General features: G+C 58.9%; 23 protein-coding genes, 1 tRNA gene and 1 pseudogene. 18 read left to right on the top strand and 7 right to left on the bottom strand.

What is annotated here, in order from left to right; genetic code table 11:
* Positions 1-13: 13 nt before the first annotated feature.
* The gene (locus J2Y86_RS04825; protein ID WP_253428606.1) at positions 14-460 is read right to left on the bottom strand and encodes a PAS domain-containing protein; all 447 of its coding nucleotides are present in this window, start codon (positions 458-460) and stop codon (positions 14-16) included.
* 176 nt (positions 461-636) lie between these two features.
* Between J2Y86_RS04825 and J2Y86_RS04820 the strand changes: the two genes are divergently transcribed.
* From J2Y86_RS04820 to J2Y86_RS30260, 6 genes and pseudogenes are all read left to right on the top strand, one after another.
* On the top strand, positions 637-1,542 hold the full coding sequence (locus J2Y86_RS04820; protein WP_437180679.1) for a MerR family transcriptional regulator: 906 nt from the start codon (positions 637-639) through the stop codon (positions 1,540-1,542).
* Positions 1,543-1,788: 246 nt separating this feature from the next.
* A complete protein-coding gene (locus J2Y86_RS04815; protein ID WP_253428604.1) occupies positions 1,789-2,541 on the top strand; it encodes an SDR family oxidoreductase in 753 nt (250 codons plus the stop codon).
* 44 nt (positions 2,542-2,585) lie between these two features.
* Positions 2,586-2,999: a cupin domain-containing protein gene (locus J2Y86_RS04810; RefSeq protein WP_253428603.1), complete on the top strand. Its 414-nt coding sequence runs from the start codon at positions 2,586-2,588 to the stop codon at positions 2,997-2,999.
* Positions 3,000-3,094: 95 nt separating this feature from the next.
* Positions 3,095-4,192 (top strand): HlyD family secretion protein, encoded by a 1,098-nt coding sequence (locus tag J2Y86_RS04805; RefSeq protein WP_253428602.1) that lies wholly within the window; start codon positions 3,095-3,097, stop codon positions 4,190-4,192.
* Between the two features lie 56 nt (positions 4,193-4,248).
* Positions 4,249-5,781 (top strand): DHA2 family efflux MFS transporter permease subunit, encoded by a 1,533-nt coding sequence (locus tag J2Y86_RS04800; protein WP_253440119.1) that lies wholly within the window; start codon positions 4,249-4,251, stop codon positions 5,779-5,781.
* Positions 5,774-5,907, top strand: a pseudogene (locus tag J2Y86_RS30260) (IS110 family transposase); the annotation flags it as partial. The gene J2Y86_RS04800 and the pseudogene J2Y86_RS30260, both read left to right, overlap by 8 nt.
* 149 nt (positions 5,908-6,056) lie before the next feature.
* On the opposite strand, the gene J2Y86_RS04795 reads toward J2Y86_RS30260, so the two are convergent.
* On the bottom strand, positions 6,057-6,968 hold the full coding sequence (locus J2Y86_RS04795; RefSeq protein WP_253428601.1) for a LysR family transcriptional regulator: 912 nt from the start codon (positions 6,966-6,968) through the stop codon (positions 6,057-6,059).
* Between the two features lie 107 nt (positions 6,969-7,075).
* Here J2Y86_RS04795 and J2Y86_RS04790 point away from each other — a divergent pair, with 107 nt between their 5' ends.
* Positions 7,076-7,969: a pirin family protein gene (locus tag J2Y86_RS04790; RefSeq protein WP_253428600.1), complete on the top strand. Its 894-nt coding sequence runs from the start codon at positions 7,076-7,078 to the stop codon at positions 7,967-7,969.
* Positions 7,970-8,138: 169 nt separating this feature from the next.
* Here the strand turns inward: J2Y86_RS04790 and J2Y86_RS04785 are convergent, their stop codons facing one another.
* Positions 8,139-8,297, bottom strand: a complete 159-nt coding sequence (locus tag J2Y86_RS04785) for a DUF2986 domain-containing protein (RefSeq protein WP_253440115.1) — start codon at positions 8,295-8,297, stop codon at positions 8,139-8,141.
* A gap of 177 nt (positions 8,298-8,474) precedes the next feature.
* A complete protein-coding gene (locus J2Y86_RS04780; protein ID WP_253428599.1) occupies positions 8,475-9,413 on the bottom strand; it encodes a LysR family transcriptional regulator in 939 nt (312 codons plus the stop codon).
* 136 nt (positions 9,414-9,549) lie between these two features.
* Here J2Y86_RS04780 and J2Y86_RS04775 point away from each other — a divergent pair, with 136 nt between their 5' ends.
* The 3 genes from J2Y86_RS04775 (at position 9,550) to J2Y86_RS04765 (ending at position 12,218) form a co-directional block, all read left to right on the top strand.
* Positions 9,550-10,863 (top strand): MFS transporter, encoded by a 1,314-nt coding sequence (locus tag J2Y86_RS04775; RefSeq protein WP_253428598.1) that lies wholly within the window; start codon positions 9,550-9,552, stop codon positions 10,861-10,863.
* 62 nt (positions 10,864-10,925) lie between these two features.
* Positions 10,926-11,675: a creatininase family protein gene (locus J2Y86_RS04770; protein ID WP_253428597.1), complete on the top strand. Its 750-nt coding sequence runs from the start codon at positions 10,926-10,928 to the stop codon at positions 11,673-11,675.
* Positions 11,676-11,753: 78 nt separating this feature from the next.
* Positions 11,754-12,218, top strand: a complete 465-nt coding sequence (locus J2Y86_RS04765) for a RidA family protein (protein ID WP_253428596.1) — start codon at positions 11,754-11,756, stop codon at positions 12,216-12,218.
* Between the two features lie 69 nt (positions 12,219-12,287).
* Here the strand turns inward: J2Y86_RS04765 and J2Y86_RS04760 are convergent, their stop codons facing one another.
* The 3 genes from J2Y86_RS04760 to J2Y86_RS04750 form a co-directional block, all read right to left on the bottom strand.
* Positions 12,288-13,544 carry an OprD family porin gene (locus tag J2Y86_RS04760; protein WP_253428595.1) on the bottom strand — a complete coding sequence of 419 codons (1,257 nt, stop codon included), beginning with the start codon at positions 13,542-13,544 and terminating at the stop codon, positions 12,288-12,290.
* Between the two features lie 220 nt (positions 13,545-13,764).
* Complete coding sequence (locus J2Y86_RS04755; protein ID WP_253428594.1) at positions 13,765-15,417, bottom strand: ABC-F family ATP-binding cassette domain-containing protein; 1,653 nt, start codon at positions 15,415-15,417, stop codon at positions 13,765-13,767.
* Positions 15,418-15,677: 260 nt separating this feature from the next.
* Positions 15,678-17,417 (bottom strand): dipeptidase, encoded by a 1,740-nt coding sequence (locus tag J2Y86_RS04750; RefSeq protein WP_253428593.1) that lies wholly within the window; start codon positions 17,415-17,417, stop codon positions 15,678-15,680.
* Between the two features lie 293 nt (positions 17,418-17,710).
* Here J2Y86_RS04750 and J2Y86_RS04745 point away from each other — a divergent pair, with 293 nt between their 5' ends.
* The 8 genes from J2Y86_RS04745 to J2Y86_RS04710 all read left to right on the top strand — a co-directional run bounded on the left by J2Y86_RS04745 (position 17,711) and on the right by J2Y86_RS04710 (position 25,336).
* Positions 17,711-18,880, top strand: a complete 1,170-nt coding sequence (locus J2Y86_RS04745; protein ID WP_253428592.1) for a DUF1624 domain-containing protein — start codon at positions 17,711-17,713, stop codon at positions 18,878-18,880.
* Between the two features lie 351 nt (positions 18,881-19,231).
* On the top strand, positions 19,232-21,793 hold the full coding sequence (gene nirB / locus J2Y86_RS04740; protein WP_253428591.1) for a nitrite reductase large subunit NirB: 2,562 nt from the start codon (positions 19,232-19,234) through the stop codon (positions 21,791-21,793).
* On the top strand, positions 21,793-22,170 hold the full coding sequence (gene nirD, locus J2Y86_RS04735) for a nitrite reductase small subunit NirD (protein ID WP_253428590.1): 378 nt from the start codon (positions 21,793-21,795) through the stop codon (positions 22,168-22,170). The genes nirB and nirD overlap by 1 nt, the downstream gene beginning before the upstream one ends.
* 40 nt (positions 22,171-22,210) lie before the next feature.
* Positions 22,211-22,651, top strand: a complete 441-nt coding sequence (locus tag J2Y86_RS04730) for a CBS domain-containing protein (RefSeq protein ID WP_253428589.1) — start codon at positions 22,211-22,213, stop codon at positions 22,649-22,651.
* A 243-nt stretch (positions 22,652-22,894) separates the two neighbouring features.
* Positions 22,895-22,968 (top strand) — tRNA-Cys (locus J2Y86_RS04725).
* 432 nt (positions 22,969-23,400) lie between these two features.
* Positions 23,401-23,889 carry a hypothetical protein gene (locus tag J2Y86_RS04720; RefSeq protein WP_253428588.1) on the top strand — a complete coding sequence of 163 codons (489 nt, stop codon included), beginning with the start codon at positions 23,401-23,403 and terminating at the stop codon, positions 23,887-23,889.
* Positions 23,886-24,743: a DUF5677 domain-containing protein gene (locus J2Y86_RS04715; RefSeq protein ID WP_253428587.1), complete on the top strand. Its 858-nt coding sequence runs from the start codon at positions 23,886-23,888 to the stop codon at positions 24,741-24,743. The genes J2Y86_RS04720 and J2Y86_RS04715 overlap by 4 nt, the downstream gene beginning before the upstream one ends.
* Positions 24,743-25,336 carry a hypothetical protein gene (locus J2Y86_RS04710; protein WP_253428586.1) on the top strand — a complete coding sequence of 198 codons (594 nt, stop codon included), beginning with the start codon at positions 24,743-24,745 and terminating at the stop codon, positions 25,334-25,336. Before J2Y86_RS04715 ends, J2Y86_RS04710 begins: the two co-directional genes overlap by 1 nt.
* Positions 25,337-25,388: the final 52 nt, after the last annotated feature.

Raw genomic sequence — 25,388 nt, 5'->3', positions numbered from 1 at the left:
GCGCTACTCGTCGTTAGCCACCGAGCCTTGCCAGTTGACGGCGAAGCTCGGTCACTTCGGTCTCGAGTGACTCAATTCTTTCCAGCGCGGCAATCTTGTCGCTGACGTCGTGCTGTATGCCAATGTAGTAGGTCAACTGGTCGGCATCATTGTGCACGGGAGTGATAGACAGCTCGTTCCAGAACAGGCTGCCATCCTTGCGATAGTTGCGCAGTACCTGACGGCAAGGCTGACCGAGGCGGATGGCAGCGCGGATTGCCTCGAGGCCGGTCTGATCATGATCGTCTGCCTGCAGGAACCGGCAATCCTGGTAGAGAATGTCGTCGGCAGTGTAGCCAGTCAGGCGCTCGAAGGCAGGGTTGGCATAAATGAGAATGCTGTCATTGCCTTCCTGCTCGGCCACGACGATGCCGTCATTGGAGGCTTCGACCATAAGCTGCAGGAGTTTGGAGTCGATCATGGTCTGGGTTCGCTGTGGTTCATGGGGTTGACCCACAGCGTAGCCGTCAGCGACGGCGATGCCTAGATGGGGCGGCGCGGGGAGGCCGGATATCGATTGATGCTGGTTAAAACCGGTCTTGCCTGGTTTAGAATGCCGACACCTTAAGGATGCTACGACCTTCAATGACCGAGCCCATCGAATCCGCCTCCGACGACGTCTTGCTCCCCATGCGGGAAGTCGCCAGCCTGACCGGCGTCAACCCGATCACCCTGCGGGCCTGGGAGCGTCGCCATGGGCTGATCCGACCGGTGCGCACGGTGGGCGGGCATCGCCTGTATTCGCAACAGGACATCGAACATATCCGCAGCATCATGCTCTGGACCAGCCGGGGGCTGCCGATCAGCAAGATAGGCGCATTGCTCCTCCGCCAGCAGGACACGCCCACTCTCTCTGCATCAGACTCGACCGAAGCCCCCCTGGTCCAGTGGCAAGAGGCCGTTCATCGTGCCGCGCAGGCTTTTGATGGTGCTGAGCTTGAGCGCCTTCACGGGCAACTATTCACGATCTATCCGAAGGCTACGGTACTGGAGGCAATTCTGCTTCCGGTCTGGCGCAGCCTGGCAACCGGCAATGCTTTCGGCCGTCGCAGTCAGTGGCTGTTCCTTGACGCCTTCTTGCGTGCGCGGATGTTATTGCGCCTGCAGATGAACCAGAGCAACGGTGCCTGCGTGCTGCTGGCAGACGGTTCGGGCCATGCGCGCGAACTGGAACTGTTGAGTGCCGGTTTGTTGATGAGTAGTGACCAGCTGCGCATCGAGGTGCTGAGCACGGGCCAGCCACTGGAAGAGTTGCCGCTGCTGTGTGAGGCGATTGAGCCCGCCGCGCTGGTGCTGTTGGTCCAGGCACCACTGCAGGCGGATGCGCACAAGCGCCTGCGTGCCCTTCAAATGGGCGTTAGCTGCCCAGTGGCTTTGGTCGGCGACGCAGCTGCAGCTTCGTCTGCAGGGTTGCGTGGTTCTTCGATCGCCATTTTGGGCAGTGACGAAGCGGGTATCTTGCCCAGGCTGGAAGCCTTGGTAAGGGGGACACTGCAAATCTGAATCCAACGTCCATAGTGGACGCTTCTGGCTGATTTCTGTCTGCCGCAAAATAACTCCAAGCCGACCCATCTGAAACAGGTTTGTACCTGTTTCACCCGAAAATCCCGCTCAAGACCACCGTGTCTTTGGACGAAAATTCAAGCGATCGCCAAGGCAAACCCAAGCCCGGCGCAAGGACTTGTTTCACGCGTGCAGGCAATCTCTCTACACCGACGCAATGTTGCAGTCGACAAGTGGAGAAAAGCCATGAAGATCGTCGTCATCGGGGGCTCCGGCCTCATCGGATCGAAACTTGTAAACACCCTCCGCGAACGCGGCCATGACGCGTTCGCCGCCAGCCCCAGCACGGGCGTGAACAGCATCACCCGCGAAGGCCTGGCCGAAGCGATAGACGGGGCTGATGTGGTGGTCGACGTGGCCAACGCGCCGTCGTGGGAGGACCAGGCCGTCCTCGATTTCTTCCAGACCTCCAGTCGTAACCTGCTGGCCGCCGAAGCCGCTGCCGGGGTTCGTCATCACGTTGCCCTGTCGATTGTCGGGAGCGAACGGCTTCCAGAAAACGGGTATTTCCGGGCCAAGGTCGCACAGGAAAACCTGATCAAGGCGTCCGGCATTCCTTACACCATTTTGCGTGCCACGCAGTTCTTCGAATTTGTCGGCGGCATTGCCCAGTCGTTCACCGTCGGCGAGGAGCTTTGTGTTTCGCCGGCGTTGATCCAGCCGATCGGGTCCGACGATGTCGTGGCGGCGCTGGCCGATGTCGTGCTGGCAGCGCCCGTCAATGGCACGGTCGAAGTCGCGGGTCCCGAAGCTCTGCCGATCGACGAACTGGTCAGACGCTTTTTGCGCGCGACCCAGGACAGCCGTCGGGTCGTGCCGGACGTGCATGCGCGTTACTTCGGTTCCGTGCTCGACGATCAATCGCTGGTTCCAGGCAAAAACCCACGCCTGGGTGCAATGCGCTTCGAAGACTGGCTGGCCCGGTCGACAGCGCAGTAACGAATCGCCCCCTCACGTTTCCCTACGAATCCAGGAGAAATCCCATGGTTACCCGATTGCTAATAGCCGCTGTCTTCGCAGCGCTCTCGATCAGCTCAGCGTCCGCGGCAGAGCCGGCCGCCGGCAAGGTGACGGTCGTGTTCGACCGTCCCATTCCCAACATCCCCGGCAAGAGCATGAGAGGCGTGGTCGTCGAGTATGGGCCGGGTGCTGCGTCGCCGTCCCACACCCATCCGAAAACGGCCTTCATTTATGCGACGGTCCTGGAGGGCTCGTTTCGCATCAAAGTCAAAGGCGAGCCGGAAAAGATCTACAAGGTGGGCGAAAACTTCGTAGAAGAACCGGGCTCCGTGCACCTGGTCAGCGCCAACGCCAGTGACACCCAACCTGCGCGCCTGTTGGCGGTGTTTGTCCTCGACACCGAGGAAAAGGAGCTCGTTACACCTATCAAACCCTGAGCCGATCAGGCGCTGATGAAGGCTCGACAGCCCGGCGGCAGATCTCTGCCGCCCGTGGCTGCTGCAGTTCCAGGCATTGAACAGGAAATGAAAAAATGAACGCGCTCCAGGACAAAGCCACCATCACCGCCGACGCCAGCACCGGGGCTCCTCACGTCGTGGCGGGACGCAGCAAGCGCAAGATCATCGGCATTTTGCTGTGCGTGGCTGCCGTGGTGGTTGTGGTGGCGTGGGGCGCCATGACGTTTTCCAGCGGTGTGGCCTCGACCGACAACGCCTATGTCCGTGGTGACGTCACCTCGCTGGCCGCCAAGGTCGCCGGATACGTCACGGCGCTGGAGGTCGAGGACAGCCAGACCGTATGCGCAGGTGATGTGCTGTTCCGAATCGATGACCGCGACTATCGCGCCAAACTTGCGCAAGCCGTGGCCAATGTCAGCGCGGCCCAGGCGCGCCTGACCCATGTCGATGCACAGATCCAGCTTCAGCGTGCGTTGATTCGGCAGGCCGAAGCCCAAAGACGTTCGGCCACCGCCGACATGAACCTGGCGACCAAGACCCATGACCGCAGCCGTAAACTGATCGTCAGCAACGCGGTCAGCCAGGCCCTGGTCGATGAAACCGGCACCGCGCAATCCAGAGCCGCGGCGTCGGTATCGGCCGCTTCGGCAACGGTCGAGGCGCAACAGCAGACCATTGCCGTGTACGTGGCTGAAAGAGAGGCTGCCGTGGCTGCCGTGTTGCAAGCACAGGCCGCGCGGGATCTCGCCCAGATCGATCTCGACCACACCGTGGTGCACGCACCGGTGGAGGGTGTGGTCGGTAATCGCCAGATTCGTCTCGGCCGTTTCGTGACGCCGGGCGTTTCCCTGCTCGATATCGTGCCGGTCCACGATGTGTGGGTCGTGGCCAATTTCAAGGAAACCCAACTCGAACATATCCATCCCGGCCAACCCGTGCGCATCACGGTCGATGGCTACCCCGACACGGCATTGACTGGCGTGGTCGACAGCTTTGCACCGGGGAGTGGAGCGGCGTTCAGCTTGCTGCCGCCTGACAACGCGACCGGTAATTTTGTGCGCGTCGTGCAGCGCGTCCCCGTGAAGATCCGTCTGGCGGATAACCCGCTGCCGGGGCGCATCGTGCCAGGCCTGTCCGCCCGGGTGGAGGTGACGCAAGGGGAAGGCTCGTGAACACGCTTGCGAGCATCACGCCGGGCAGCACCCGAACCAGGACCGGCGTACTGCTGATGGTGGGCATCGTGCTGGCCACGCTGACGGAAGCGATCGCCGGCACCGTGCTGTCGCTCGGCCGCGCCGACATCATCGGCGACACCTATGCGACACCTGACGAATTCGCCTGGCTGGATGTCGGCTACATTACGCTCAAGCTGATTGGGTTCATGACCGCACCTTGGCTGTTGCAGCGTTTCAATTCGCGCACTGTGATCATCGGCGCCACCCTGATCATGGGGCTGGCGTGCGGCATGGCCGCCATCACTGCTCGTCTGGACCTGCTGATCGCACTTCGCATCATTCAAGGCTTCGCCGGCGGCGTCTTGCTGGTAGCGGGGCAGGCGATGATTTTTCGTGCCTATCCGCGTGCGCTCCAGCCGATCCTGCAAGCCCTGTTTGCCATGGGCTCCGTGGTCGCGCCCGGGACCCTCGCTCCCGCCCTGCAAGGGTGGTTGATCGACAGCCAGTCCTGGACCTGGATTTTCCTCTGCGTGGTGCCGCTGGCCCTGGCGGCAACCGGCCTTTTGCTCATCGCAGAACACCCGGTGCCTGCCAAGGTGCGGCAACGGTCCTTTGACTGGCTCGGGCTCTCACTGATTTCTGCGACCCTGTTCTGTTTTACCTATGTGCTCAGCCAGGGCAGCCGTTGGGACTGGTTCGAGGAACCTCATATCGAGTGGCTGACGATACTCGGCGCCGCCGCGCTGCTGGCCTTTCTCGGTCAGCAAGCGCTGGTCAAAAAACAGGGGCTGTTCGATTTCACGGTGTGCAAATCGAGCGATTTCACCTTTGCCTTTTGCGTCAGTTTCGTCGCTGGCGCCGCGTTGTTCGGCAGCGCGTACCTGATTCCGGCGTTCGCCCTGTCGGTGCTGGCGTTCACGCCGACCGATGCCGGCCTGCTCCTGTTGCCCAGTGGCGGCTTTTTTATCGGCTCGCTGCTCATTGCAGCGTTTCTGTTCAAGGTCCGCCACGTTCCACCGGTGGCGACCGTGCCTTTTGGCATTTTGATGATTATGGCGGCGATGTGGATGCTGTCCGGTTCCACCAGCGAAAGCGGCGCCGCCGATATGATGGCGGCCATCCAGCTGCGCGGCCTGGGCCTTGGCTTCCTGTTTCTGTCGATCACCCTGATCGCCTTCACCGACCTCAACAGCCGCAACCTCGCCTGCGGCATCGGCTTGTTCAATACGGGGCGTCAGTTGGGGGGCTTGATGGGCGTCGCAGGGTTGCAGACCCTGATCGAGCATCACATCGTCATCAATGGCAACGTCCTCGGCGCCAACGTCACCTCAGGGGGGCATGCGCTCATCGAACGGCTGACGACCACCACGTCGATGCTGGCGGGGAAGGGCATGGACCCGGTGGCGGCCGGCCGCGCCGCGACCAGCTTGCTGGGCAAGACGGTGACAGGGCAGGCTGCGGTGATTGCCTTCGATACCGCATTTTTCTCCGTCGCCCTGCTGTTTGTCGTAGCCGCCCCTCTGCTGGTCGGCATCAAGATCGGACTCTCGCGCTACGGGAAAGCGCGCGACGTGAACCGTGGCTAGAGGCTTCTCGAAAACTCAGGCATTGGTAGCTCTCGCCCGGAAACTCTGCCAGGTGACATTTGCCCTGATGAAAAATCAGAGCGAGTACCAGCCGGCCCGAAGTGGCAGGGTTGCCCTGCAACATAGAATCTCCCCACATTGGCGTTCGCCGGTGTTGTGATCGCCGCTGAATCCCTGTGGGAGCCAGCCTGCTGGCGATGACGGTGGCCCAGTCAAAAATGATTGGCTGCCCCTCCGCAATCGCCGCGCACGCCTGACGTTTCGATTGCCGTTCGCTATTGAGACACGTCCGGTGCATCCGCCGCATTCATCTTCTGGATCACCAGCCCGATGAATGCCGATACCGCGAGCGGAAGTTGTCGTCGGCTCGGATACAGCACGTTCATGCCGTAGCCGTTGGGTTGATAGTGAGGTAGCACCGGGGCGAGCACACCGGCCTGAATGTCGAGCCTGGCCATCACGGGCGGGAGCAGGGCGATGCCGAGTCCGGCCACGGCGGCCTTGCGCAGCGCCTGCGCGGTATTGCCGCTGAAGCGCCCGGCCACTTGCACTTCTTCCTCGCCATTGGGGCCGACCAGACGCCAGGTGGCGGAGCCGCCGGGATGCGCGGAGATCACGCAGTCGTGATTCACCAGGTCCTGCAACGAGCGGGGTGCGCCGCGTGCCGCGAGGTAGGAGGGACTTGCGACCATCCCGACGCTGCGGGGGTCAAGGATCTGGCGACCGACATAGCCAGAATCACGCAGCGACCCGCCGCGAAAGGCCACGTCGATCTGCTCTGCGATCAAGTCGGCCTTCGCATCGCTGAGCACGAAGTCGAGTCGCACACGTGGATGCGCGGTCAGAAATTCGGTCACCCACTCCATCTCGAAGAAGTCGAAGAAGTCGGCCGGCGCCGCCACGCGCACCAGGCCACTGGGTTCGTTGCTGCCCGTCAGCAACGCCTGTCCTGCTTCGAGCAGGCCGTCGACCGCTTCCGCGCAACGCTCATGAAAGCCTTGGCCGGCACTGGTCAGCGTGAGTTTGCGGGTGGAGCGTTGCAGCAGCCGCGTGCCGAGATGCGCTTCGAGCTGCAGGATCCGGCGACTCACGGTATTGGGCGGCATGCCCAGCCGTCGCGCCGCTTCTGCAAAGCTGCCGCTGCGCACTACCTGCACGAACATGGCGATGTCATTGAGGTCGATCATGGCGGGCGATTCCTGACGCTGGTGGACGAGTGCAATCCAATTGTATCGGCTAATCAAGCAATCGGCCTGGCCCTATTGTTCAGGTATCTGTTCTGTGAGTAATCACCATGACTATTCAGCAACAACCTGTTGGTATCGTTGCCGGTTCTACACGCGCAATCAGCTATCGCACCACCGGCAGCGGGCACGGTTCCATTGTCCGGTTGATGAGCCCTTCGGACCTGGGTCACCTGATCAAGCCTTTCGTTTTTCTCGATCTGTTTGAAGGCGAGAGCTCCTTCATTCATGGCATGCCGATGCATCCGCACTCGGGGATCGCCACCGTCACCGTCATTACCGAAGGTAATTTGCGTTTCGAGGATGCCGGGTCGGGGTCGGGGATGATTGACTATGGGGGTGTCGAATGGATGCGGGCGGGCGGCGGGGTCTGGCACGGCAAGGAGATGTCGGTCGGGACCTCGAAGCGGATCCAGGGTTTTCAGCTGTGGGTTGCACTGCCGCCCGCGTTGGAAAACGCGAGTGTCGACAGTCAATACCTGGAGTCGAGCGTGATGCCTGAAGTGGGGCCGGCGCGGGTAATTCTCGGGGCGTATGAAGGGGTCAAGAGTCCGGTCCGCGCACCTGATGGAATGAACTACCTGCTGGTCACGCTGCAAGCCGGGGAGTCCTGGACCTATGTGCCGCCCAATGACCACGAGTCACTGTGGTTGAGTGTCAGTCGAGGGGCTCTCAGTGCGCCTGGCCTGGTCAACGCCGGGGAAATGGCTGTCTTCGAACCGGGCAATGGCGCCGTTACGCTGATGGCGGTGCAAAAAGATGCAGTGTTCGTGATCGGTTCAGCGACGCCTCATCCCTATGATCTGGCGCTGGGAAGCTACTCCGTGCACACCAACCCGAAAGCCTTGCGCGCGGGAGAGGCAAAAATTGCAGAGATTGGCGTTCGGCTGCGCGAGTACCTGCAAAACCCTGACCGATCGGCTTCGGTACCGGTTTTCAAGTAACTCGAGCGGCTGGGCGACAAACTCAGCCGCAGCGAGGCCGATACGCTCAGCGTTTCACCGTGGCGTTCGACCGTGGCTGAGGTCCGCTGGTTGATATCGACAACGGCCTTTGCAAAGACGTCGCGATTGGAACGGCCCATCGTCAGCGAGTTTGTGCAGGGAGCATGACTCAGTTCTCAACTGCATCGGTCGAGTCTTGAGCAGGTTCAGCGTCCAGTTTCAATCGGTCGGCCTTGCTGATGTACTTGGGCTTTTTCGGTGCCAGTTTGACGCTGGCCTTTTTGGCTTTGGCCTTGAACAACTGCTGTAGTTTTTTCTGGCGATTCATATTTTCTACTCGGTCCGTAACTTGAGTATCGACTATCGAAGGGCATAACGAAAAGACGTTCCACGCTTGCTTCTGCCGATCAAAAAAGGGTGGAATCCTGACGTATGGATGAGGTTCAGGCAATGCCAATTCCACGCTTGCGCCGTTCATTGAGCTGATCAGCAAGCGAGGCGGAGGTCACCGTGAAGCCAATGCAGCTTCGCTGTCAGAAGCAAACATCGGCAGCCGCTGCAACATCCAGTTCAGCAACTCCTGAGCCGGGGCAGCCAGTGGTCGGCCGGACTTCACCAGCAGTTTCGCCTCCACACCCAGAAACAGCGGATGGTCGATCGACACCGCCGCCAGGCTGCCCTTGGCGATTTCCCGATAGGCCGCGAACTCGCCAAGCAACGACGCAAAATCTCCGGAGGCCACCAGGCGCTTGAGCGCTGCGAGGGAGTTGCTGACCAGCGCCGGGCGGATTTCGATCTTCTCGGCGTACTCCAGCATCTTGATCGCATGACCGATACCGAACGTGGGGGGCGTCAATACCAGTTGGCAAGTGAGGATGTCCGCGACAGTTGCCGGTCCCCCTCGCAATGCCAATGGATGATCGGGTCGAACCAGCAGCATCACCGGCTGCGATGACGTCGCGCGAAAATCGATGTGCGAATGCGGAGGAGGGCTGTAGGCAAGGCCGATGTGCGCACGGTTTTCGGCGACTTCATTCAGCACGTCGTCCACGGGCAGGATGTCCAGCCTGACATCGAGCCTGGGGTACTGTTTGCAAAACGGTGCGAGCACGTTGTCCACCAATGCATCGACATACCCTTCGCTGATCACCACTCGGACATGGCCTTGCTGCAGGCCCTTGATCGCCTGGAGCTGGTCTTCGAGCTTCTCCTGATGCGAGCGATAACCTCGCCAGAACTCCAGCAAGTGCGCCGCGGCCTCGGTGGGCTGCACGCCGCGCGCCTGGCGCTCGAACAGCTTCGCCCCCAATTCCTCTTCCAGCAGCTTGATCTGGCGCGTGATCACCGAGGGCGACGTATTGATGCTGTCCGCCGCACCGCGAATCGAGCCATGGACCAGCACTTCATGAAAATACCGCAGCCGTTGTTGGTTGATCTCGCGCATGCAGGGCCTCTCTCAAGAAGTGTGTGTTGCCTGTAGAGCAACGATACACGAACTTAGTTGCTCTTGCTGGGCCTGAGGTGCCGGTGCAACATTCCTTGGCACGAACGCAGACCAACAAGAATAATTGGAGAGTCGCATGTCAACCTTTTCAGCATCGGCAGGAAGTGATGCCATTTCCGCCCTTTACCGCAAGCTCAATTGGCGGCTGCTGCCGCTGCTGTTCATTTGCTACGTCTTTGCGTATCTGGACCGGATCAACGTCGGTTTTGCCAAGCTGCAGATGCAACATGATCTCGGACTTTCCGATGCGGCTTACGGCGCGGGTGCAGGGATTTTCTTTCTGGGGTATGTATTGTTCGAGATACCGAGCAACCTGATGTTGCCGAAGGTGGGGGCGCGAAAAACCTTCAGCCGCATTCTGGTGTGTTGGGGCATCACCTCGGCCTGCATGCTGTTCGTGCGCAACGTGCCGATGTTTTACGCCATGCGTTTTCTGCTGGGTGTATTCGAAGCCGGTTTCGCGCCGGGCATGATCTATTACCTGTCCTGCTGGTACGGGCCCAAGCGGATGGCGCGGGCCATTGCGATCGTGTTCATCGCCGGCCCCATCGGCGGCATTGTGGGCGGCCCATTGTCGGCCTGGTTGATCACCACGTTTGAAGGCGTTGGCGGCATGGCCGGGTGGCAGTGGATGTTCCTGATTGAAGGCCTGCCTTGCGTGTTCCTTGGCATTCTGACCTATTTCGTTCTTTCGAATCGGCCCTCGGAAGCCCGTTGGCTGAGTAATGAGGAGAGGACACTGTTGGAGAGCGAACTCGGTACATCGACGGGGCGGGTTCATTCGTTCCGGGCGGTGTTGCGCGACCCGAAAATCTACGTCCTGGCGTCAGCCTATTTCTGCATCATCTTCTCGATCTACGCGATGAGTTTCTGGCTGCCGGCGATCCTCAAGGCCCAGGGCGTCAACGACACCATGCAACTGGGTTGGTATGCCGCAATTCCCTACGTCGCAGCGGCCATCGGCATGTACTGGATAGGGCGCCGATCCGACCGGGTCGGGGAAAGACGCTATCACTGCGCAGTCCCCGCGGGCATTGGCGCAACCCTGTTGCTGATGTACCCCTTTGCAGACGGTCACCTGATGGCGTCGCTGGTTCTGCTGACGGTGGCAACCGCCATGATGTTCATGGCCTACACCGTGCTCTGGGCGATGCCCTCCGAACACCTCAAGGGCGATGCGGCGGCGGGCGGTATCGCTTTGATCAACACCATCGGCCTTTCCGGCGGGTTCTGGGGGCCGGCGGTGATTGGCTGGGCGAAAACGGCAACCGGCAGCGCGAATCTTGGCATTGTCGTTGTGGGCTGCGTGTTCCTGTGTGCAGCGTTCGTGATCCTTTCCACCAAACCGAAAGCCCGTGAGCGTTCGGTTTCTGAATTCAGTGCGGGTTGATCAACCGCCTCCTACTTGATCAATCGTGTTCCGAAAGGAACCTTTTTATAGAGAGAACCCACATGCTTTTACACCTATCGACCTGGGCCGAGATCGGGCAATTCCTTGAACGCAGCCGCACCATCGTGATCCCGATCGGCTCCAACGAACAACATGGCCCGACCGGGCTTTTGGGGACCGACTGGATGTGTCCCGAAATCATTGCACGCCAGGCGCAGGAATCAGCAGACATCCTGATCGCGCCGACCTTCAACATCGGCATGGCCCAGCACCATCTTGGATTCCCCGGAACCATCTCACTTCGTCCTTCGACGTTCATCGCGGCGATTGGCGACTGGGTACGTTCGCTGGCCGCTCACGGGTTCGAGAAAATCCTCTTCCTCAATGGCCACGGCGGCAACGTTGCCTCAATTGAAGCGGCGTTTTCGGAGCTCTATGCCGAAGCCAGCTTCGCCCGACGCCCTGCGGGGTTCGCGCTGAAGTTGTGTAACTGGTGGGACCTGGAAGGGGTGGGTGATCTGGCGCGAGATCAATTCCCTACCGGCCACGGCATTCATGCCACGCCGTCCGAAATTGCCGTCACCCAATGGGCTTACCCGGACGCCATCAAGTCCGCCCAGTACTCGCCGCAGATCGCGTCATGGGGGCCTATCCGCGAAGCACTCGATTTCCGCGCACGTCATCCGGATGGCCGCATGGGCTCAGATCCGTCCCTGGCCAGCCCGGATAAAGGTCGCGACCTGGTGATGTTGGCCGCACAGAGCCTGGTGCAGGAAGTCGACGCGTTCAGCCGCGAATCAATGCCCGGCTAAACAACCGGATCGAGACTTTTCAACTTGACCAACGCCCGGAAACTCCGGGCGTTGGCACATTCTGTTCGAGGAAATCCCATGATTGAACATGACGTCTATACCCGCCTGAAAGACCTCGGTATCGAGCTACCCGCCACCGGCGCTCCCGCCGCTGCGTATGTGATGAGTGCGCAGACTGGCAACGTGGTTTATCTGTCCGGCCATATTGCGAAGAAAGACGGCAAAGTCTGGGCAGGAAAACTGGGCGAAACCCTGACGACAGAGGAGGGCTATGCTGCCGCGCGTTCGACCGCCATCGATTTGCTGGCGACGCTGCAGGCGCATCTTGGGGATCTGAATCGGGTCACGCGGATCGTCAAAGTGCTGAGCCTGGTGAATTCAACGTCCAGGTTCACCGAGCAGCATCTGGTCACCAACGGCGCCTCGGAGCTGTTTGCCGAGGTGTTCGGCGATCAGGGAAAACACGCGCGCTCGGCATTCGGTGTGGCCCAGATTCCGTTGGGCGCTTGTGTCGAAATAGAGCTGACCGTTGAAGTCCGGTGAAGATCGGATAACGGTGAGAGGTGACGTGTGGGGGCGAAGCCATTCGCCCCCATCGTTCGTTTTACGAACTCAAAACAGCGTCCAGGTGTAACTGATGATCAACCGGTTCTCGTTGATATCTGTGCGGTAGTTGGAGCGCGCCGTCGCGTTGCGCACTCGTACACCGAGGCCTTTCAACGGGGCGGATTGAAAGGTGTAGCTGAGGTCCAGGTCACGCTCCCAATCTTTGCCCTCATAGCCCATCCCTGTCTTCACATTGTCGCCGGTGACATAGCGCGTGCTCGCTAGCAGCCCAGGTACACCGAGCGCCGCGAAGTCATAGTCATAACGCAATTGATAGGAGCGCTCATGGGTGGAGACGAACTCGTAGGTCGGCAGTTCGTTGCCAAGGGCGCTGACGTTGAGAAACACGCGAGGAAAAGGGCTGTCGCCGTACATGCCCTGGTAACCGGCATAGAACGTATGGCCACCGAGCTTGGCCGACAGCAGCGAGAAGAAGGCCTGGTTGTCGACCTTGCCCACCAGTTTGCGACCTTCTTCCTTGGCGTCGTAATAACCGAGATTGGCCCCCAGCACCCAACTGCCCACCGGCACACTGTGTTTCAGACCGAAGAAGTTCTGCGCGTAGATATCCTCCAGCCGGGAATGCCAGGCACTCACGGTGGTGCGATTACTGTTGAACGCGTAGTCACCGCCCACGTAGTTGAAGGCATCGCTCGACACCTGGCGTTGCGGCTTGTTGCCCAGCAAGGCCTGCAGTTTGCTCTCGCCGGCCTCATTGCGCAGGGTCGTGGAAGTCAGGTGCCCGCCTTGCAGCGTCAGGCCGGGAATTTCACTGCTGGTGATGCTTGCGCCTTGATAGGCGGGGGGGAGCAGGCGGATATCGCTGAAAACCAGCGAAGGAATATTGGGTTGCAGTTCGCCGACCTTCAGCTCGGTTTTGGAAACGCGCATCTTGGCCGCCAACCCGAGGCGAGCATAATTGTCAGCGGCACGGCCATCGTCCTTCACCGGTAACAAGCCCGAGTTGACCCGGTCCGGACTGCTGTCGAGCTTGATGCCGAACTTGGCGGTGGCATCCAGGCCAAATCCCACCAGCCCCGGCGTGTAACCGGACTTGAAGTTGAGGATGAAGCCTTGCGCCCACTCCTGGGCCATCGATTTTTCCGAGCCTCGGATGTCGGAGAAGTCCCTGCTGAAGAAATAGTTTCGGGTGGTCAGAGTGGCAGTGGACTGCTCCACGAACCCGCTGTCGGCGGCCTGGGCGAGGTTGGCTCCCGCTCCTGTGATGAACAGCGCACACAGTTTGCCTCGATCTTTTGTCATATGTTGACTCTTGTTTTTATTAGACATGACTCCGCCGTAGACGCTCTTTCGAGGGCCTTGCGAGTAGGACGGGGGAGGTAATGACAGCCGTCAGCGTGCGGTTTTGACGGTGCTGCGGTGTCGAGAGCGATGCTCGCTCCATTGACCAATGGCAGCAAGAGCAACTTAATTCAGACATCGTTGCTCTGGAGGCAACGATGATTCAAGGCGTGAGTTCCTTCTAACTTATCTCGACGCTGTCCAATGCCAGCCCCCGTGACTTGACGGACCGCAACTCCCACGCTTCACCGGTCATCTGCAAGCAATGGGTGAGCCGCAGACGCTCCAGGAAATCCTCGTCGTGAGAAGTGATCATCAACGCGCCTTTGTACTGCACAAGCATGGCCTCCAGCGCCCGCAACGAGACCTGGTCAAGATGGTTGCCAGGTTCGTCCAGCAGTAGTAATTGCACCGGTTCGTCGGCGTACAACACGCAGGCCATGGCTGCTTTCAGGCGCTCGCCACCACTGAGCGAAGCACTGGCTTGCGTGAGTTTCCCGGCGTCCAGGCCAAGGTGCGCCAGACGAATGCGCAGCTCGCTTTCGCTGACGGTGCGGTTGGCTGCCAGCAGTTGTTCGAGCACTGACAATCGCGGGTCCAGCACGCTTAGCTGCTGATCAAGAAACGCGACTGGCACCTTCACCGAGCATTCACCTGACAGCGGCTGCAATTGACCGGCCAGCACTTTCAGCAGTGTGGATTTCCCGACGCCGTTGTCACCGACAACGGCAATGCGCTGGTCACCGCCAAGGGTGAGATTCAGCGCATTGACGGAAGCCGGCCCGAATGGCAAGCGCAGCGCGACCAGCTCAGCAGCCTGGCGCCGATGCGTCGAGTCGTCGAGGGGGGAATACAATCTGATACCCACCTCATGCTCCACCTTCAGCGCGGCTTCATGGACGCGCTGGTCCATTTCCTGACGGGTTGCGGCATGCTGGGATCGAGCCTTGCCGAGACTGCTTTCGCTACGCTCCTTTTGCCTTCCCAGCAGGATCCGCGCCTGATTGCTCTCGCGTGCAGCGCTGTTGCCCTTGGCATGACGTCGTTCGAGCCGCTCGCGCTGCTGGACAAGCTCCAGCTCGCCACGCTTGCGTTCGTGTTTGCGCTGCTGCAATTGGCGCGCGGCCTCTTCACGCTCCTGCGCTTTGCACTGCTCGTAAAAATCATAATTGCCGCCGAAGCTTTGGATGCCCAGCGACGACAGTTCGACGATGCGCGACATCCGTTGCAGCAATTGGCGATCATGGCTGATGACCAGCAATCCTTTGGGCCAGAGGCTTAGATGATCGATGAAAGCCAGGCGACTGGTACGGTCAAGATGATTAGTGGGCTCATCGAGGATCAGCAGGTCAGGATCGGCCAGCCACGCACCCACCAGCGCCACGCGCATGGCTTCGCCACCACTGAGTGCATCGGCAGGATGCTCCAGCGGAAGGTGACCAAGGCCTTGAGTCTGCAACTCCGCCTCCAGGCGCCGACGGATGTCCCAGCGATCACTCACGGTATCGAAATCCGCTTGATCGACGCTACCTGCCTCGATTCGCTGCAAGGCTTGAAGTATGGGCTCGACACCGGCCAGTCCGGCAACACTGAGTGTTGGTGGATGGTCGATCTGCTGTGCCAGGTAATGCACCGAACCGTCGCGTAAACATCGGCCACTGCTCGGTTCCAGCTGCCCGGCCAGCAGTCGTGCCAGCACACTTTTGCCTGCACCATTGCGGCCAACGAGGCCCGTGGCTTGCTGGTCGAACTGAGTGGTGAGACCGGAGAAGACAACCCTGCCATCGGGCAAGGCAAAAGAAACGCTGTCCAGCGTCAGATATGCATTCGTCATACGTGTACTCAATGGATGCCACGACCACTTCCCCCAAACGAGTGGGAGAAAATGAAAACGGACCGTCAAAAAAGGACGGCGGCATCAATTGCGCATCGGACGAACACCTCATGGAGAGCGGAAAGAGCGTGGATTATCAAATCGAATCGCAGGCAGGGCAAGCATTGATTGGGTGGAAGGAAAGGGCAGGCGCTGGCGGAGCGGGGCACCAGCGCCTTCAGATCATCCGGACCCGCCAGAACGGCGGGTCCGAAAGGGGATCAGAGTTTCGGCAATTGCCCGATGCGCCCCATCATTTCAGTCACGATCTGCAGGTCCAGCAGGAACTGGTCGACGGTCTTGAACTCGTTGTCGGTATGGCCGGTGTATTTGTTCTCGGGCCGTGCCAGGCCGAACTGCACGCCATTGGGCAATTCATGAACCGAGGTGGCGCCGGCGGAGGTGCCGAACTCGTGTTTCATGCCAAGGTTTTCGCTGGCCACGGCCAACAGCGCCTTGACCCATTCACCCTCGGGGTTGCGGTACATCGGCTCGGCAATCGAGTAGTCGAACGTCGCAGCAACGTGGGACTTCTTGCTCCAGGCGCCAATCTTGTCGGCGATTTCGGCCTTGAGCGCTTCCGGCGACTTGCCCTTTGGCACGCGCAGGTTGACCGCGAGCTTGAAGGTTTTTTCATCCATCCCGACAAACGTCAGTGACGTGGTCAGCGGGCCCATGAAGGCATCAGAGAAGCCGACCCCCAATTTGCTGCCCAGGTAATCCAGCCCCCAGTTGTCGGCGGCGTAGCGGGCGGCGTCGGTGATGTGGTTGTGCTTGAGCGCGACCTTGCCGTCGAGGCTGTTGATGAAGACCAGCATCCGGGAAACCGGGTTGACGCCTGACTCTGGCTCGGAGGAGTGGGCGGAAACGCCGGTGACCGTCAGCTTGACGTCCTTACCGTCAACCTTGGCGTTCACGCTGAAATTGCCGCCATTGCGTTTGGCAAAATCGGTACCGGCCTTCTGCAGGCTGGCAGCCAACTCAGCGGGCTTGTCGCTCAGCAGAGTGACGACCGAAGCCGACGGAATCTGGTTGGTGGCCAGGCCGCCCGTCATCGAAACGATTTCAGCGCCCTTGCCGTCAGCCTTGCGCTTGGGGAAGTTGCCCATGACGGTGCCATAGCCTTTCTCGGCGATCACCACCGGGTAGCCGCCATCCAGCGCCAGGTTGTAGTTGGGTGTCGGGTTGTGTTCGAAGTAGTAGGGGATGGCGTCGCCCGAGGTTTCTTCGGTGGTGTCCACCAGCAACTTGAAATTTCTCGCCAGCGGCAGTTTTTCTTCCTTGATGACTTTCATGGCGTAGAGCGCCACCACGATGCCGTTCTTGTCATCCTCGGTGCCCCGGCCATACATGCGGTCGCCAATCAGGGTGACCTTGAACGGATCGAGTTTGGTGCCGTCTTCCAGGACCCAGTTCTCCGGCGTCACGGGCACCACGTCGGCGTGGGCGTGAATGCCGACCACTTCATCGCCAGTGCCCTCGAGGGAGATTTCGTAGACGCGGTTATCGATGTTGCGAAAGTTAAGGTTGAAGGTCTGGGCAAGGCTCTTGATCTTGTCGGCGATCTTGATGAATTCAGGGTTGTCGTGCTGGGCAACGCCGTCCACGTTGAAGGTCGGGATGGCCACAAGCTCACGCAGCGTCTCGGTGGCAGCGCTGCCGTATTTCACCCGCGCATAGAGGCCCAGCAGGCGATGGATTTCGTTCTGCTGGTCGGCGGTAAGGGTTTTGTTGTCGAGGAAGGCGCTGATGGCCGCGCCGAGGTCATCGGTTTTCGCCAGGTCGGTCTTGGCCAGGCTCGTCAGGAACTGCCTGAAATCGGTGGCCGAGGCCTCACTGAACGTCTTGAGGATGGTCGCGCTTTGTTGTGGCGTGATGTTGGCATGCGCTGCCGTGGTGAACGACGAAAAGCTGGCCAACATCAGGGTGGTCACGGCCAGTTGCTTGAATGAGAAGTCCATTGCTGGGGCATTCCTTTGCAGGGAGTGAGTTAGAAGTGTTTGATTAATGAAACAAAACGTTTCCAACCTACCACCACGGGAGCGCAATAGGGGAGTCCTGAAGCGCGATCTGTCGCACCGTCGTGCAAAAGCGGCGCAGAAACGAAAAAGAGACTCGGGGTGTTTTGTGTGGCGAGTTTTACAAAATGTGTGCAGATCAAGAATTGTCTGGAGATGTTATAGGGTAACAATATAAGGTGCCCGGCATCTGTTCTGCGGGACACGTTTATTCACCCCTTGTGTTGCGAATCTCCATGACCATTGCGCTTCCTCGTTCCTCCGCCACGGCAGTCGGCCGACTCCTTTCCATCGATGCATTGAGAGGCATGGTGATTCTGTTCATGCTGCTCGACCACGTCCGCGAGACCTTTTTCCTGCATCGACAGGTGTCCGATCCCATGGACATCGCCATGACCGAACCCGCGCTGTTTTTCAGCCGCACACTCGCCCATTTGTGCGCGCCGGTCTTCGTGCTGCTCACCGGTCTGTCGGCCTGGCTGTACGGCGAGAAATACGCCGGCAAGGCCGATGTCTGCAGTTTTCTGTTCAAACGCGGTCTGTTTCTGGTGGTGCTGGAGTTCACTCTCGTGAACGTTGCCTGGACGTTCCAGTTTCCGCCGACCGTCATCTACCTGCAGGTGATTTGGGCCATCGGCCTGAGCATGATTGCGCTGTCGTTACTGGTCTGGCTGCCACGCCCGGTGTTGCTGCTCCTGAGCCTGGCGATCATCGCCGGGCACAACCTGCTGGACGCTTTGCACTTTCCCGTCGAATCGGCGATGCACGTACCTTGGGCGATTCTCCATGATCGCGGCTGGATCGAACTGGCCGACGGCTTTCGGCTGCGCACGTCCTATCCGGTGCTGCCATGGATCGGCGTGATCGGCCTGGGTTACGCCATGGGGCCATGGTTCGGGCGAGCGGCGGACGCCAGGGGGCGTCAACGCCTGTTGCTGATCGGTGGCGTCGCCGGGCTGGCGGGATTCATTGCGTTGCGCTTGTTCAACGGTTATGGCGAAAAACCCTGGAGCGTGGGCGAGACGGCCCTGCAAACGCTGATGAGTTTTTTCAACATCACCAAATATCCACCGTCGCTGCTGTTTGTTGCACTGACTGTCAGCGCTGGATGCTTGCTGCTTCTGTGGTTTGAGCGTGTACAGACGCGCCGGTGGCTGCGTCCGTTGACGGTGTTCGGATCGGCACCGATGTTCTTCTACCTGTTGCATCTGTATGCGCTGAAGATCTTGTATCTCATCGCTGTCGCGCTGTTCGGATTGAACCAGGGCGCGTGGTTTGGTTTCACGTCGGTAGGGGGCGTCTGGATAGCGGCCATTTTGCTCGCCATTGCGCTTTACCCGCCGGTTAAATGGTTCTCCGGGTTGAAGGCCCGACGTCGAGACATTGCCTGGCTCAAGTATCTCTAGTGACGGCATTTGTGCACTTTTATAAAGCCGTGCTGCCTCTCGCTGCACTATGCGAAGGCAAGAGCCGCCTTTTTGTCGCGGTGAATTCAATGTCGAAACGTCAGAAAGCCCGCCACTGAGCGCGACTTTTGCGATCTGGCACAAACACTGCAACACACCGAACAGGCCCACCCTGAATGCAGTCGAGTTGGCAGCCCCCTCGGTCAACGACGATCGATCCGTGGGCAACATCGGTGAGTCAGGCATAGACGTCTGGTTGAACACCGCAAAAGAACAGGCAAAGACGCCTGGAACCGAAAGGTTTCAGGCGTTTTTTTTTGCTTTTTGAACCGCTTTAGCCGGGTGCTTCCTATGAATTCCAATGTTGCCGCGTTGAATAAATTGCAAACGCTGATCGTGATCGGCAATGGCATGGTCGGCCATCATTGTGTCCAGCAGTTGATCGAGCGGGGCGCGCTTGAACAGTATCGATTGCACGTGTTCAGCGAGGAGCCGGTGCGCGCCTACGACCGCGTGCATCTTTCCGAGTACTTTTCTGGCCGTGATGCTGAATCCCTGGCCCTCGGCGAAGCCTCGCTGTACCAGACGCCGGGCGTCACCCTGCATTTGGGCGTGCCGGTACTGGAAATCGACCGCGCCCGTCGTCAGGTGATCACCGCGCAAGGGTGCGTCCCTTACGACAAACTGGTCCTGGCCACCGGGTCTTATCCGTTTGTGCCGCCGATTGAGGGCGCGGAGGGCGATTCACGCCTGGTATATCGAACCCTTGGGGACCTCGACGCCATCCGCGCCGCCGCTGCCAACGCCCGACGTGGTGTCGTGGTCGGCGGTGGCTTGCTGGGCCTTGAAGCCGCCAATGCGCTGAAAAGCCTGGGCCTGGAGGCGCATGTGGTGGAATTCGCTCCACGCCTGATGCCGGTGCAGCTGGACGAGATGGGTGGCCTTGCGCTCAAATCGCAGATCGAAAGGCTCGGCGTCGGTGTGCACCTGTCCCGCGCCACACAGTCGATCAGCGTGGGCGAGGAATATCGCTACCGCATGAATTTCGCCAATGACGAGTTTCTCGAAGCCGACCTGATCGTGTTCTCCGCCGGCATCCGCGCACAAGATGCGCTGGCCCGGCATTGCGCGCTGGAGATCGGTCCACGCGGCGGCGTCGTGATTGACGACGAATGCCTGAGCAGCGATCCGGACATTTACGCCATCGGCGAGTGCGCTTCGTGGAACGGCAGTCTCTTCGGCCTGGTCGCGCCGGGCTACCAGATGGCGCGCAGCGTCGCGGCACGCTTGTGCAACGAGGTCGCCGAGCCCTTCACGGGCGCCGACATGTCGACCAAGCTCAAGCTGCTTGGCGTCGATGTCGGCTCCATCGGCGACGCCCACGGCAGCACGCCGGGTGCACGCAGCTATCAGTTCATCGACGAAACCACCGCCAGCTATCGGCGCCTGGTGCTGGACGCCTCCGGCAAGCAGGTCATCGGCGCGGTGCTGGTCGGCGACAACAGCTATTACGACACGTTGTTGCAATACATGCAGAACGCAATTGCCCTGCCTTCGGAACCGGCCAGCCTGATTCTGCCGTCCTCCGAAGGTGCACCGACCCTCGGCCCGGGCGCATTGCCCGAGTCGGCCACGGTCTGCTCGTGCCACAACGTCACCAAGGGGTCGATCTGCTCGGCCATCGACGGTGGCTGCACCGACCTCGGCCTGCTCAAGGCGCAGACCAAGGCCTGCACCGGCTGCGGGGGGTGCGCCGGTCTGCTCAAACAAGTCTTCGAGCATGAACTGATTGCCCGTGGCGTCAGCGTCGACAAAAGCCTTTGCGAACACTTCGCCTACACCCGTCAGGAACTCTATGCGCTGGTGCGGGTAGAAGGGGTGATCACCTTCGAAGAACTGCTGGCCAAACATGGCCGTGGCCACACCGGTTGCGACGTCTGCAAACCGGCCGTGGGCTCGATCCTCGCCTCGTGCTGGAACCAGCCGATCATGGATGCGTCGCTGGTGCCGTTGCAGGACACCAACGACACTTTCATGGCCAACATGCAGAAAAACGGCACCTATTCGGTGGTGCCGCGCATTCCCGGTGGCGAAATCACCGCCGACAAACTGATCGCGATCGGTGTGGTGGCGAAGAAATATGACCTCTACACCAAAATCACCGGCGGCCAGCGTATCGATCTGTTCGGCGCACAGCTGCATGAATTGCCGGACATCTGGGCCGAGTTGATTGAAGCCGGTTTCGAAACCGGGCACGCCTACGGTAAATCGACCCGCACCGTGAAGTCTTGCGTCGGCAGCACCTGGTGCCGTTATGGCGTGCAGGACAGCGTGCAAATGGCCCTGACGATCGAGGACCGCTACAAGGGTTTGCGCTCGCCGCACAAACTCAAGTTCGCGGTGTCCGGCTGCACTCGCGAGTGCGCGGAAGCCCAAAGCAAAGACGTCGGTGTGATTGCCACCGAGAAAGGCTGGAACCTCTACATCGCCGGTAACGGCGGCATGCGTCCGCGTCATGCGGAGCTGTTCGCCACCGACCTCGACGACGCCACGCTGATCCGCTACATCGACCGCTTCCTGATGTTCTACATCCGCACCGCCGACAAACTGCAGCGCACCTCGGTGTGGCGAGAAAGCCTGGAGGGCGGCCTCGACTACCTCAAGGACGTGATCATCCACGACAGCCTCGGGCTCGGCGCCGAACTCGAATCGCAGATGCAACTGGTGGTCGACCGCTATGAATGCGAATGGGCCAACGCCCTCAAAGACCCGGAAAAACTCAAGCGCTTCCGCACCTTCGTCAACGATAAACGCCCGGACCCGGACATCCACTTCGTCCAGGAACGCGGTCAGCGGCGCCCGATCATGGCGGCCGAACTCAACCTTATCCCAGTCACCGAGGAGCTTGCCTGATGAGCCAGTCCACTAACCGACGCATCGATTCTGTGGTCAACACCGGCGTCTGGCAAACCGTGTGCGCGCAGCAGGATCTGGTCCGCGACTCCGGCGTTGTCGTCTGGCTCGATGGCGCACAAGTGGCGCTGTTCTACCTGCCGGGTGCCGAGGGGAGGAGCCTCTATGCCATCGACAACCATGATCCGCAATCCGGGGCGAACGTCATCGGGCGTGGATTGGTGGGCAGCATCAAGGGTGATCTCGTTGTTGCGTCACCGATCTACAAGCAGCATTTCCGGCTGGAGGACGGCAGCTGCCTGGAATATCCGCAACAGCGGCTGCGGGTCTGGCCGGTACGCCTGAACGGCGACGTGGTGGAAGTCGGCGTGGCTTGAGGTCAAGCGTCGACAAAGAGCAACGATACCGGAGGCAACCATGAAAACAGCCGCACAGCTGCTGAAACTGAAAGTCGTGCAAAACCAGCACGTGCATAGCATCGCGCCGGACCAGATGGTGCTTGAAGCGCTGAAAATGATGGCCGAGAAAAATGTCGGCGCGCTGCCGGTCATCGAAGCGGGGCAGGTGGTCGGCGTCATCAGCGAGCGCGACTATGCGCGCAAGGTCGTTCTGCAAGGACGTTCCTCGGTCGGCACGCCGGTGCGCGACATCATGAGCTCGCCGGTGGTGACGGCCGACAGTCAGCAGAGCATCGAGCGTTGTATGGCGGTCATGACCGACAGTCACCTGCGCCATCTGCCGGTAGTGGATAGCGGTGAGTTGATCGGTTTGTTGTCGATTGGCGATCTGGTCAAAGAAGCAATTGTCGAGCAGGCCGATTTGATTCGGCAGTTGGAGCACTACATTCGTGGGCACTAAGCGGGCCGGCGGTACGCTGGGGCGGGCGGAAGAGTTCGTTGAGCGTGCGTCGAAACCTGCAAAGCCCCGGGCAAATTTTTTTTGAAATCAAGGGGTTGCCAGCCTTGGGAAATCAGTACATAATTCACGCCATCGAAAGCACTGACCGCTGAAAAAGCTCAATGTTTTCAAGGAGTTAGATCTCGAATCCAATTCCAAGTTTGTACGCGTCTGGTGTTGTGCTACATGACATCAGATGTTTGAGGCCGAGTAGCAAAATGGTTATGCAGTGGATTGCAAATCCACCTACGCCGGTTCGATTCCGACCTCGGCCTCCACTTTAAACAAGCTCCGTAGATCGATGATTTACGGAGCTTTTTTATTTGCACTGTCCTGCAAGATTTAGTCTTGAAATGGGCATTTGCAAACTTGCTTCACCGGGACGGGATGTATATATTTCGTCCTCTGTTGCACAGGCGTCAGAACTGACAGATCTTCATTTGTCAGCCTTCAGACGGCTTACCGCGCTACCGCCCGAATGGCGAAACTGGTAGACGCATGGGACTTAAAATCCCCCGCTGGTTAATTATTAAAGCATAAAGTATCTCTCTGAAACCCGCATGGCCCATGGGCTTAGCGGGTTTTTTGTTTTCCGTTTCAAAACCTCTTGGTAACAAATTGGTAACACGGCGCCATTAACAAGATTTAATGATGTGTTTTTGAACTCATTTTGGTAACAATTGGCCATCACGAAGGCCCTGGGAGGGCACATGGACGTAGAGTCTTTGACGAAGCAGATCACGCTCATCGGGGCTGTTATTGCCGCCTGTACCGGCGTCTGGAGCCTCTGGCTACAAATTCGTGGAAAACGTGACCAGTTTACTGTCCGCCCAGGAACAGTACGTCCTGAGGTTATCAGGGAAACGATGATGCATGTCGTAAGCCATAGCGATCATCCCATTCTCCTGGCGGACTACGGCTTCATAGATCCTGACTTCCGGTTTTCTTCAATTCCATTGGAGCGGGAGCTAAGTGACTTTCATGACAGCCATCTGTATCAACATGGCGAAAGTGCTCTAGAAAAGCGTAGCGATTACTTCGAAATCGGCTACATCCGTCGCGACACGCCCATTGGTGCATTTGCGAGGTCTGTCACACAAAGCAGGCCTAGAGTCGGATTTGCCTATGACACGCCTCTTTGGAAGAAGCTGTGGGTCAGATCTTTGCTTCTGATGAAAGGGCAGGGGTATCTCCGATGACCCCTTTTCCAAGGGATATCGAACATGATTTCGATGCGATGATCGAACTGATGATTCTCGTCATCAATTCGCGACATAACAGCCCTATCACTCCGGGGATGGAATTCTTAAACGACATCCAGACGCTTTCCTTGAAGCTTTTCAAGCAACTGTGCTCCACGAAGACGATTTCGAATGGCTGCGTGTTTCAAAGCAAAACAGGCTCGGCATATGAGTTCATTGACCAAGGGTCTGTTTCGATTCTTGCGAGAGCGTCCGTCGAGACGTTCCTGACATTGCATTGGCTTTTTAGTGGCGACGTGGAGCTTTCAAGATTTCGGCATCGCATATGGCAGTACGCGGGCCTACAAGACAGGGTGGAGCACACTGCGACGAGTGATGAGGGTCGAGCTAAGCAAACATCTGCACGTGAGCAGCAAGCTGAGCTATTGCCGTTAATCCAGTCATCTGAGCACCTTAAATCTTATTCGCCCAAGCAGGTCGATCAGTTGCTAAAGGGGAATTGGCGTGTTGGCTGGTCGTGGGCTGATGAGGCCGTCCGTGCAGGATTCCATCGCAAATATTTCGATAACGTTTACAGCTACCTCTGCGGTTACTCGCATAGCAATTACATCAGTGCGATGCAGATCGGTCAGGCGCAAGATCTCCCAACTCAGGCGCGGATGACTGATGCGGGACTACAGATCAGTGTCCATATAATGTCTCAATTCATCCATCTTTATGCTTCCACGTTTTCACCTGCGGCAGACATCTTGAATGCTTCGGAGTCTCGGCAAATCGCCAGGTTCTGGCACTTTAAGTCAGACGACATGAATCCAATTTACAGCCCAAGCGCAGGAGGAAGTGGCTCGTGATGTCATTCCTACTCGGTGCATTTAAATTTTTGCCAAAGTTCATATTCGATTTTCTTCTGGGCAGATACAAGGAGCAGAAGCAGAAAAAACGGACTCTCGAAAGGCTCTATCTGATTCTTACAGACGTTCGTGACCGTGCGCTTGATGGACTGCGGACGTTGGCAGCAGAGCACAATCGCCGGAATGATCCTTTTGTTAGGAACGGTCGGAAATTGAGTGAGTACGGACCAGTAGCCTCGCCATTCAAGGTCGACTTTTTCTCCCTTCGCCAATTGTTCGAGTCCCAATACGAAGACTTCACTCCAGAGCAACGCGACGGAATCACTCAGATTCTCCAGCTAGCGAATGACTACAATGCCTTGCTGGATGGGCTTCGTTTGCTGGACGGTAAAAACTACGACGAGTACGAATGGGGATTTGCCATTTCCCCTGCTGGAACGCTCGCATCAGTAATTTATCTCGCAGACAAATTGGCGCTCTTGCGAGAGCGTTTTTTCATTCCTGCGCCGGAAACCGCAACCACCGCTGTAGAGAAGGTTTTCTCCGGTTATAAAATCCAGATGCACGAGGTTGTGTTCGAAGAGATTTCTTGAGCACAAAAAAAGCGCCGATTCGAGGAAGGGCGCTTTTTTGTTTGCTTGGCTG

The sequence above is a fragment of the Pseudomonas migulae genome (genome assembly GCF_024169315.1).
GTDB classification, from domain to species: Bacteria; Pseudomonadota; Gammaproteobacteria; order Pseudomonadales; family Pseudomonadaceae; genus Aquipseudomonas; species Aquipseudomonas migulae_B.
The sequence above is the reverse complement of the archived record's forward strand: the minus strand, read 5'-3'. Positions and strand labels throughout refer to the sequence as shown.

What these genes read in the sequence shown, in the direction of transcription:
- J2Y86_RS04750 (WP_253428593.1), bottom strand. Translation starts at nt 17,417, where the DNA reads ATGGACTTCTCATTCAAGCAACTGGCCGTGACCACCCTGATGTTGGCC.
- J2Y86_RS04755 (WP_253428594.1), bottom strand. Translation starts at nt 15,417, where the DNA reads ATGACGAATGCATATCTGACGCTGGACAGCGTTTCTTTTGCCTTGCCC.
- nirB (WP_253428591.1), top strand. Translation starts at nt 19,232, where the DNA reads ATGAATTCCAATGTTGCCGCGTTGAATAAATTGCAAACGCTGATCGTG.
- J2Y86_RS04810 (WP_253428603.1), top strand. Translation starts at nt 2,586, where the DNA reads ATGGTTACCCGATTGCTAATAGCCGCTGTCTTCGCAGCGCTCTCGATC.
- J2Y86_RS04760 (WP_253428595.1), bottom strand. Translation starts at nt 13,544, where the DNA reads ATGACAAAAGATCGAGGCAAACTGTGTGCGCTGTTCATCACAGGAGCG.
- J2Y86_RS04765 (WP_253428596.1), top strand. Translation starts at nt 11,754, where the DNA reads ATGATTGAACATGACGTCTATACCCGCCTGAAAGACCTCGGTATCGAG.
- J2Y86_RS04815 (WP_253428604.1), top strand. Translation starts at nt 1,789, where the DNA reads ATGAAGATCGTCGTCATCGGGGGCTCCGGCCTCATCGGATCGAAACTT.
- J2Y86_RS04805 (WP_253428602.1), top strand. Translation starts at nt 3,095, where the DNA reads ATGAACGCGCTCCAGGACAAAGCCACCATCACCGCCGACGCCAGCACC.
- J2Y86_RS04795 (WP_253428601.1), bottom strand. Translation starts at nt 6,968, where the DNA reads ATGATCGACCTCAATGACATCGCCATGTTCGTGCAGGTAGTGCGCAGC.
- J2Y86_RS04800 (WP_253440119.1), top strand. Translation starts at nt 4,249, where the DNA reads ATGGTGGGCATCGTGCTGGCCACGCTGACGGAAGCGATCGCCGGCACC.
- J2Y86_RS04745 (WP_253428592.1), top strand. Translation starts at nt 17,711, where the DNA reads ATGACCATTGCGCTTCCTCGTTCCTCCGCCACGGCAGTCGGCCGACTC.
- J2Y86_RS04790 (WP_253428600.1), top strand. Translation starts at nt 7,076, where the DNA reads ATGACTATTCAGCAACAACCTGTTGGTATCGTTGCCGGTTCTACACGC.
- J2Y86_RS04715 (WP_253428587.1), top strand. Translation starts at nt 23,886, where the DNA reads ATGACCCCTTTTCCAAGGGATATCGAACATGATTTCGATGCGATGATC.
- nirD (WP_253428590.1), top strand. Translation starts at nt 21,793, where the DNA reads ATGAGCCAGTCCACTAACCGACGCATCGATTCTGTGGTCAACACCGGC.
- J2Y86_RS04710 (WP_253428586.1), top strand. Translation starts at nt 24,743, where the DNA reads ATGTCATTCCTACTCGGTGCATTTAAATTTTTGCCAAAGTTCATATTC.
- J2Y86_RS04780 (WP_253428599.1), bottom strand. Translation starts at nt 9,413, where the DNA reads ATGCGCGAGATCAACCAACAACGGCTGCGGTATTTTCATGAAGTGCTG.
- J2Y86_RS04770 (WP_253428597.1), top strand. Translation starts at nt 10,926, where the DNA reads ATGCTTTTACACCTATCGACCTGGGCCGAGATCGGGCAATTCCTTGAA.
- J2Y86_RS04825 (WP_253428606.1), bottom strand. Translation starts at nt 460, where the DNA reads ATGATCGACTCCAAACTCCTGCAGCTTATGGTCGAAGCCTCCAATGAC.
- J2Y86_RS04785 (WP_253440115.1), bottom strand. Translation starts at nt 8,297, where the DNA reads ATGAATCGCCAGAAAAAACTACAGCAGTTGTTCAAGGCCAAAGCCAAA.
- J2Y86_RS04720 (WP_253428588.1), top strand. Translation starts at nt 23,401, where the DNA reads ATGGACGTAGAGTCTTTGACGAAGCAGATCACGCTCATCGGGGCTGTT.
- J2Y86_RS04775 (WP_253428598.1), top strand. Translation starts at nt 9,550, where the DNA reads ATGTCAACCTTTTCAGCATCGGCAGGAAGTGATGCCATTTCCGCCCTT.
- J2Y86_RS04730 (WP_253428589.1), top strand. Translation starts at nt 22,211, where the DNA reads ATGAAAACAGCCGCACAGCTGCTGAAACTGAAAGTCGTGCAAAACCAG.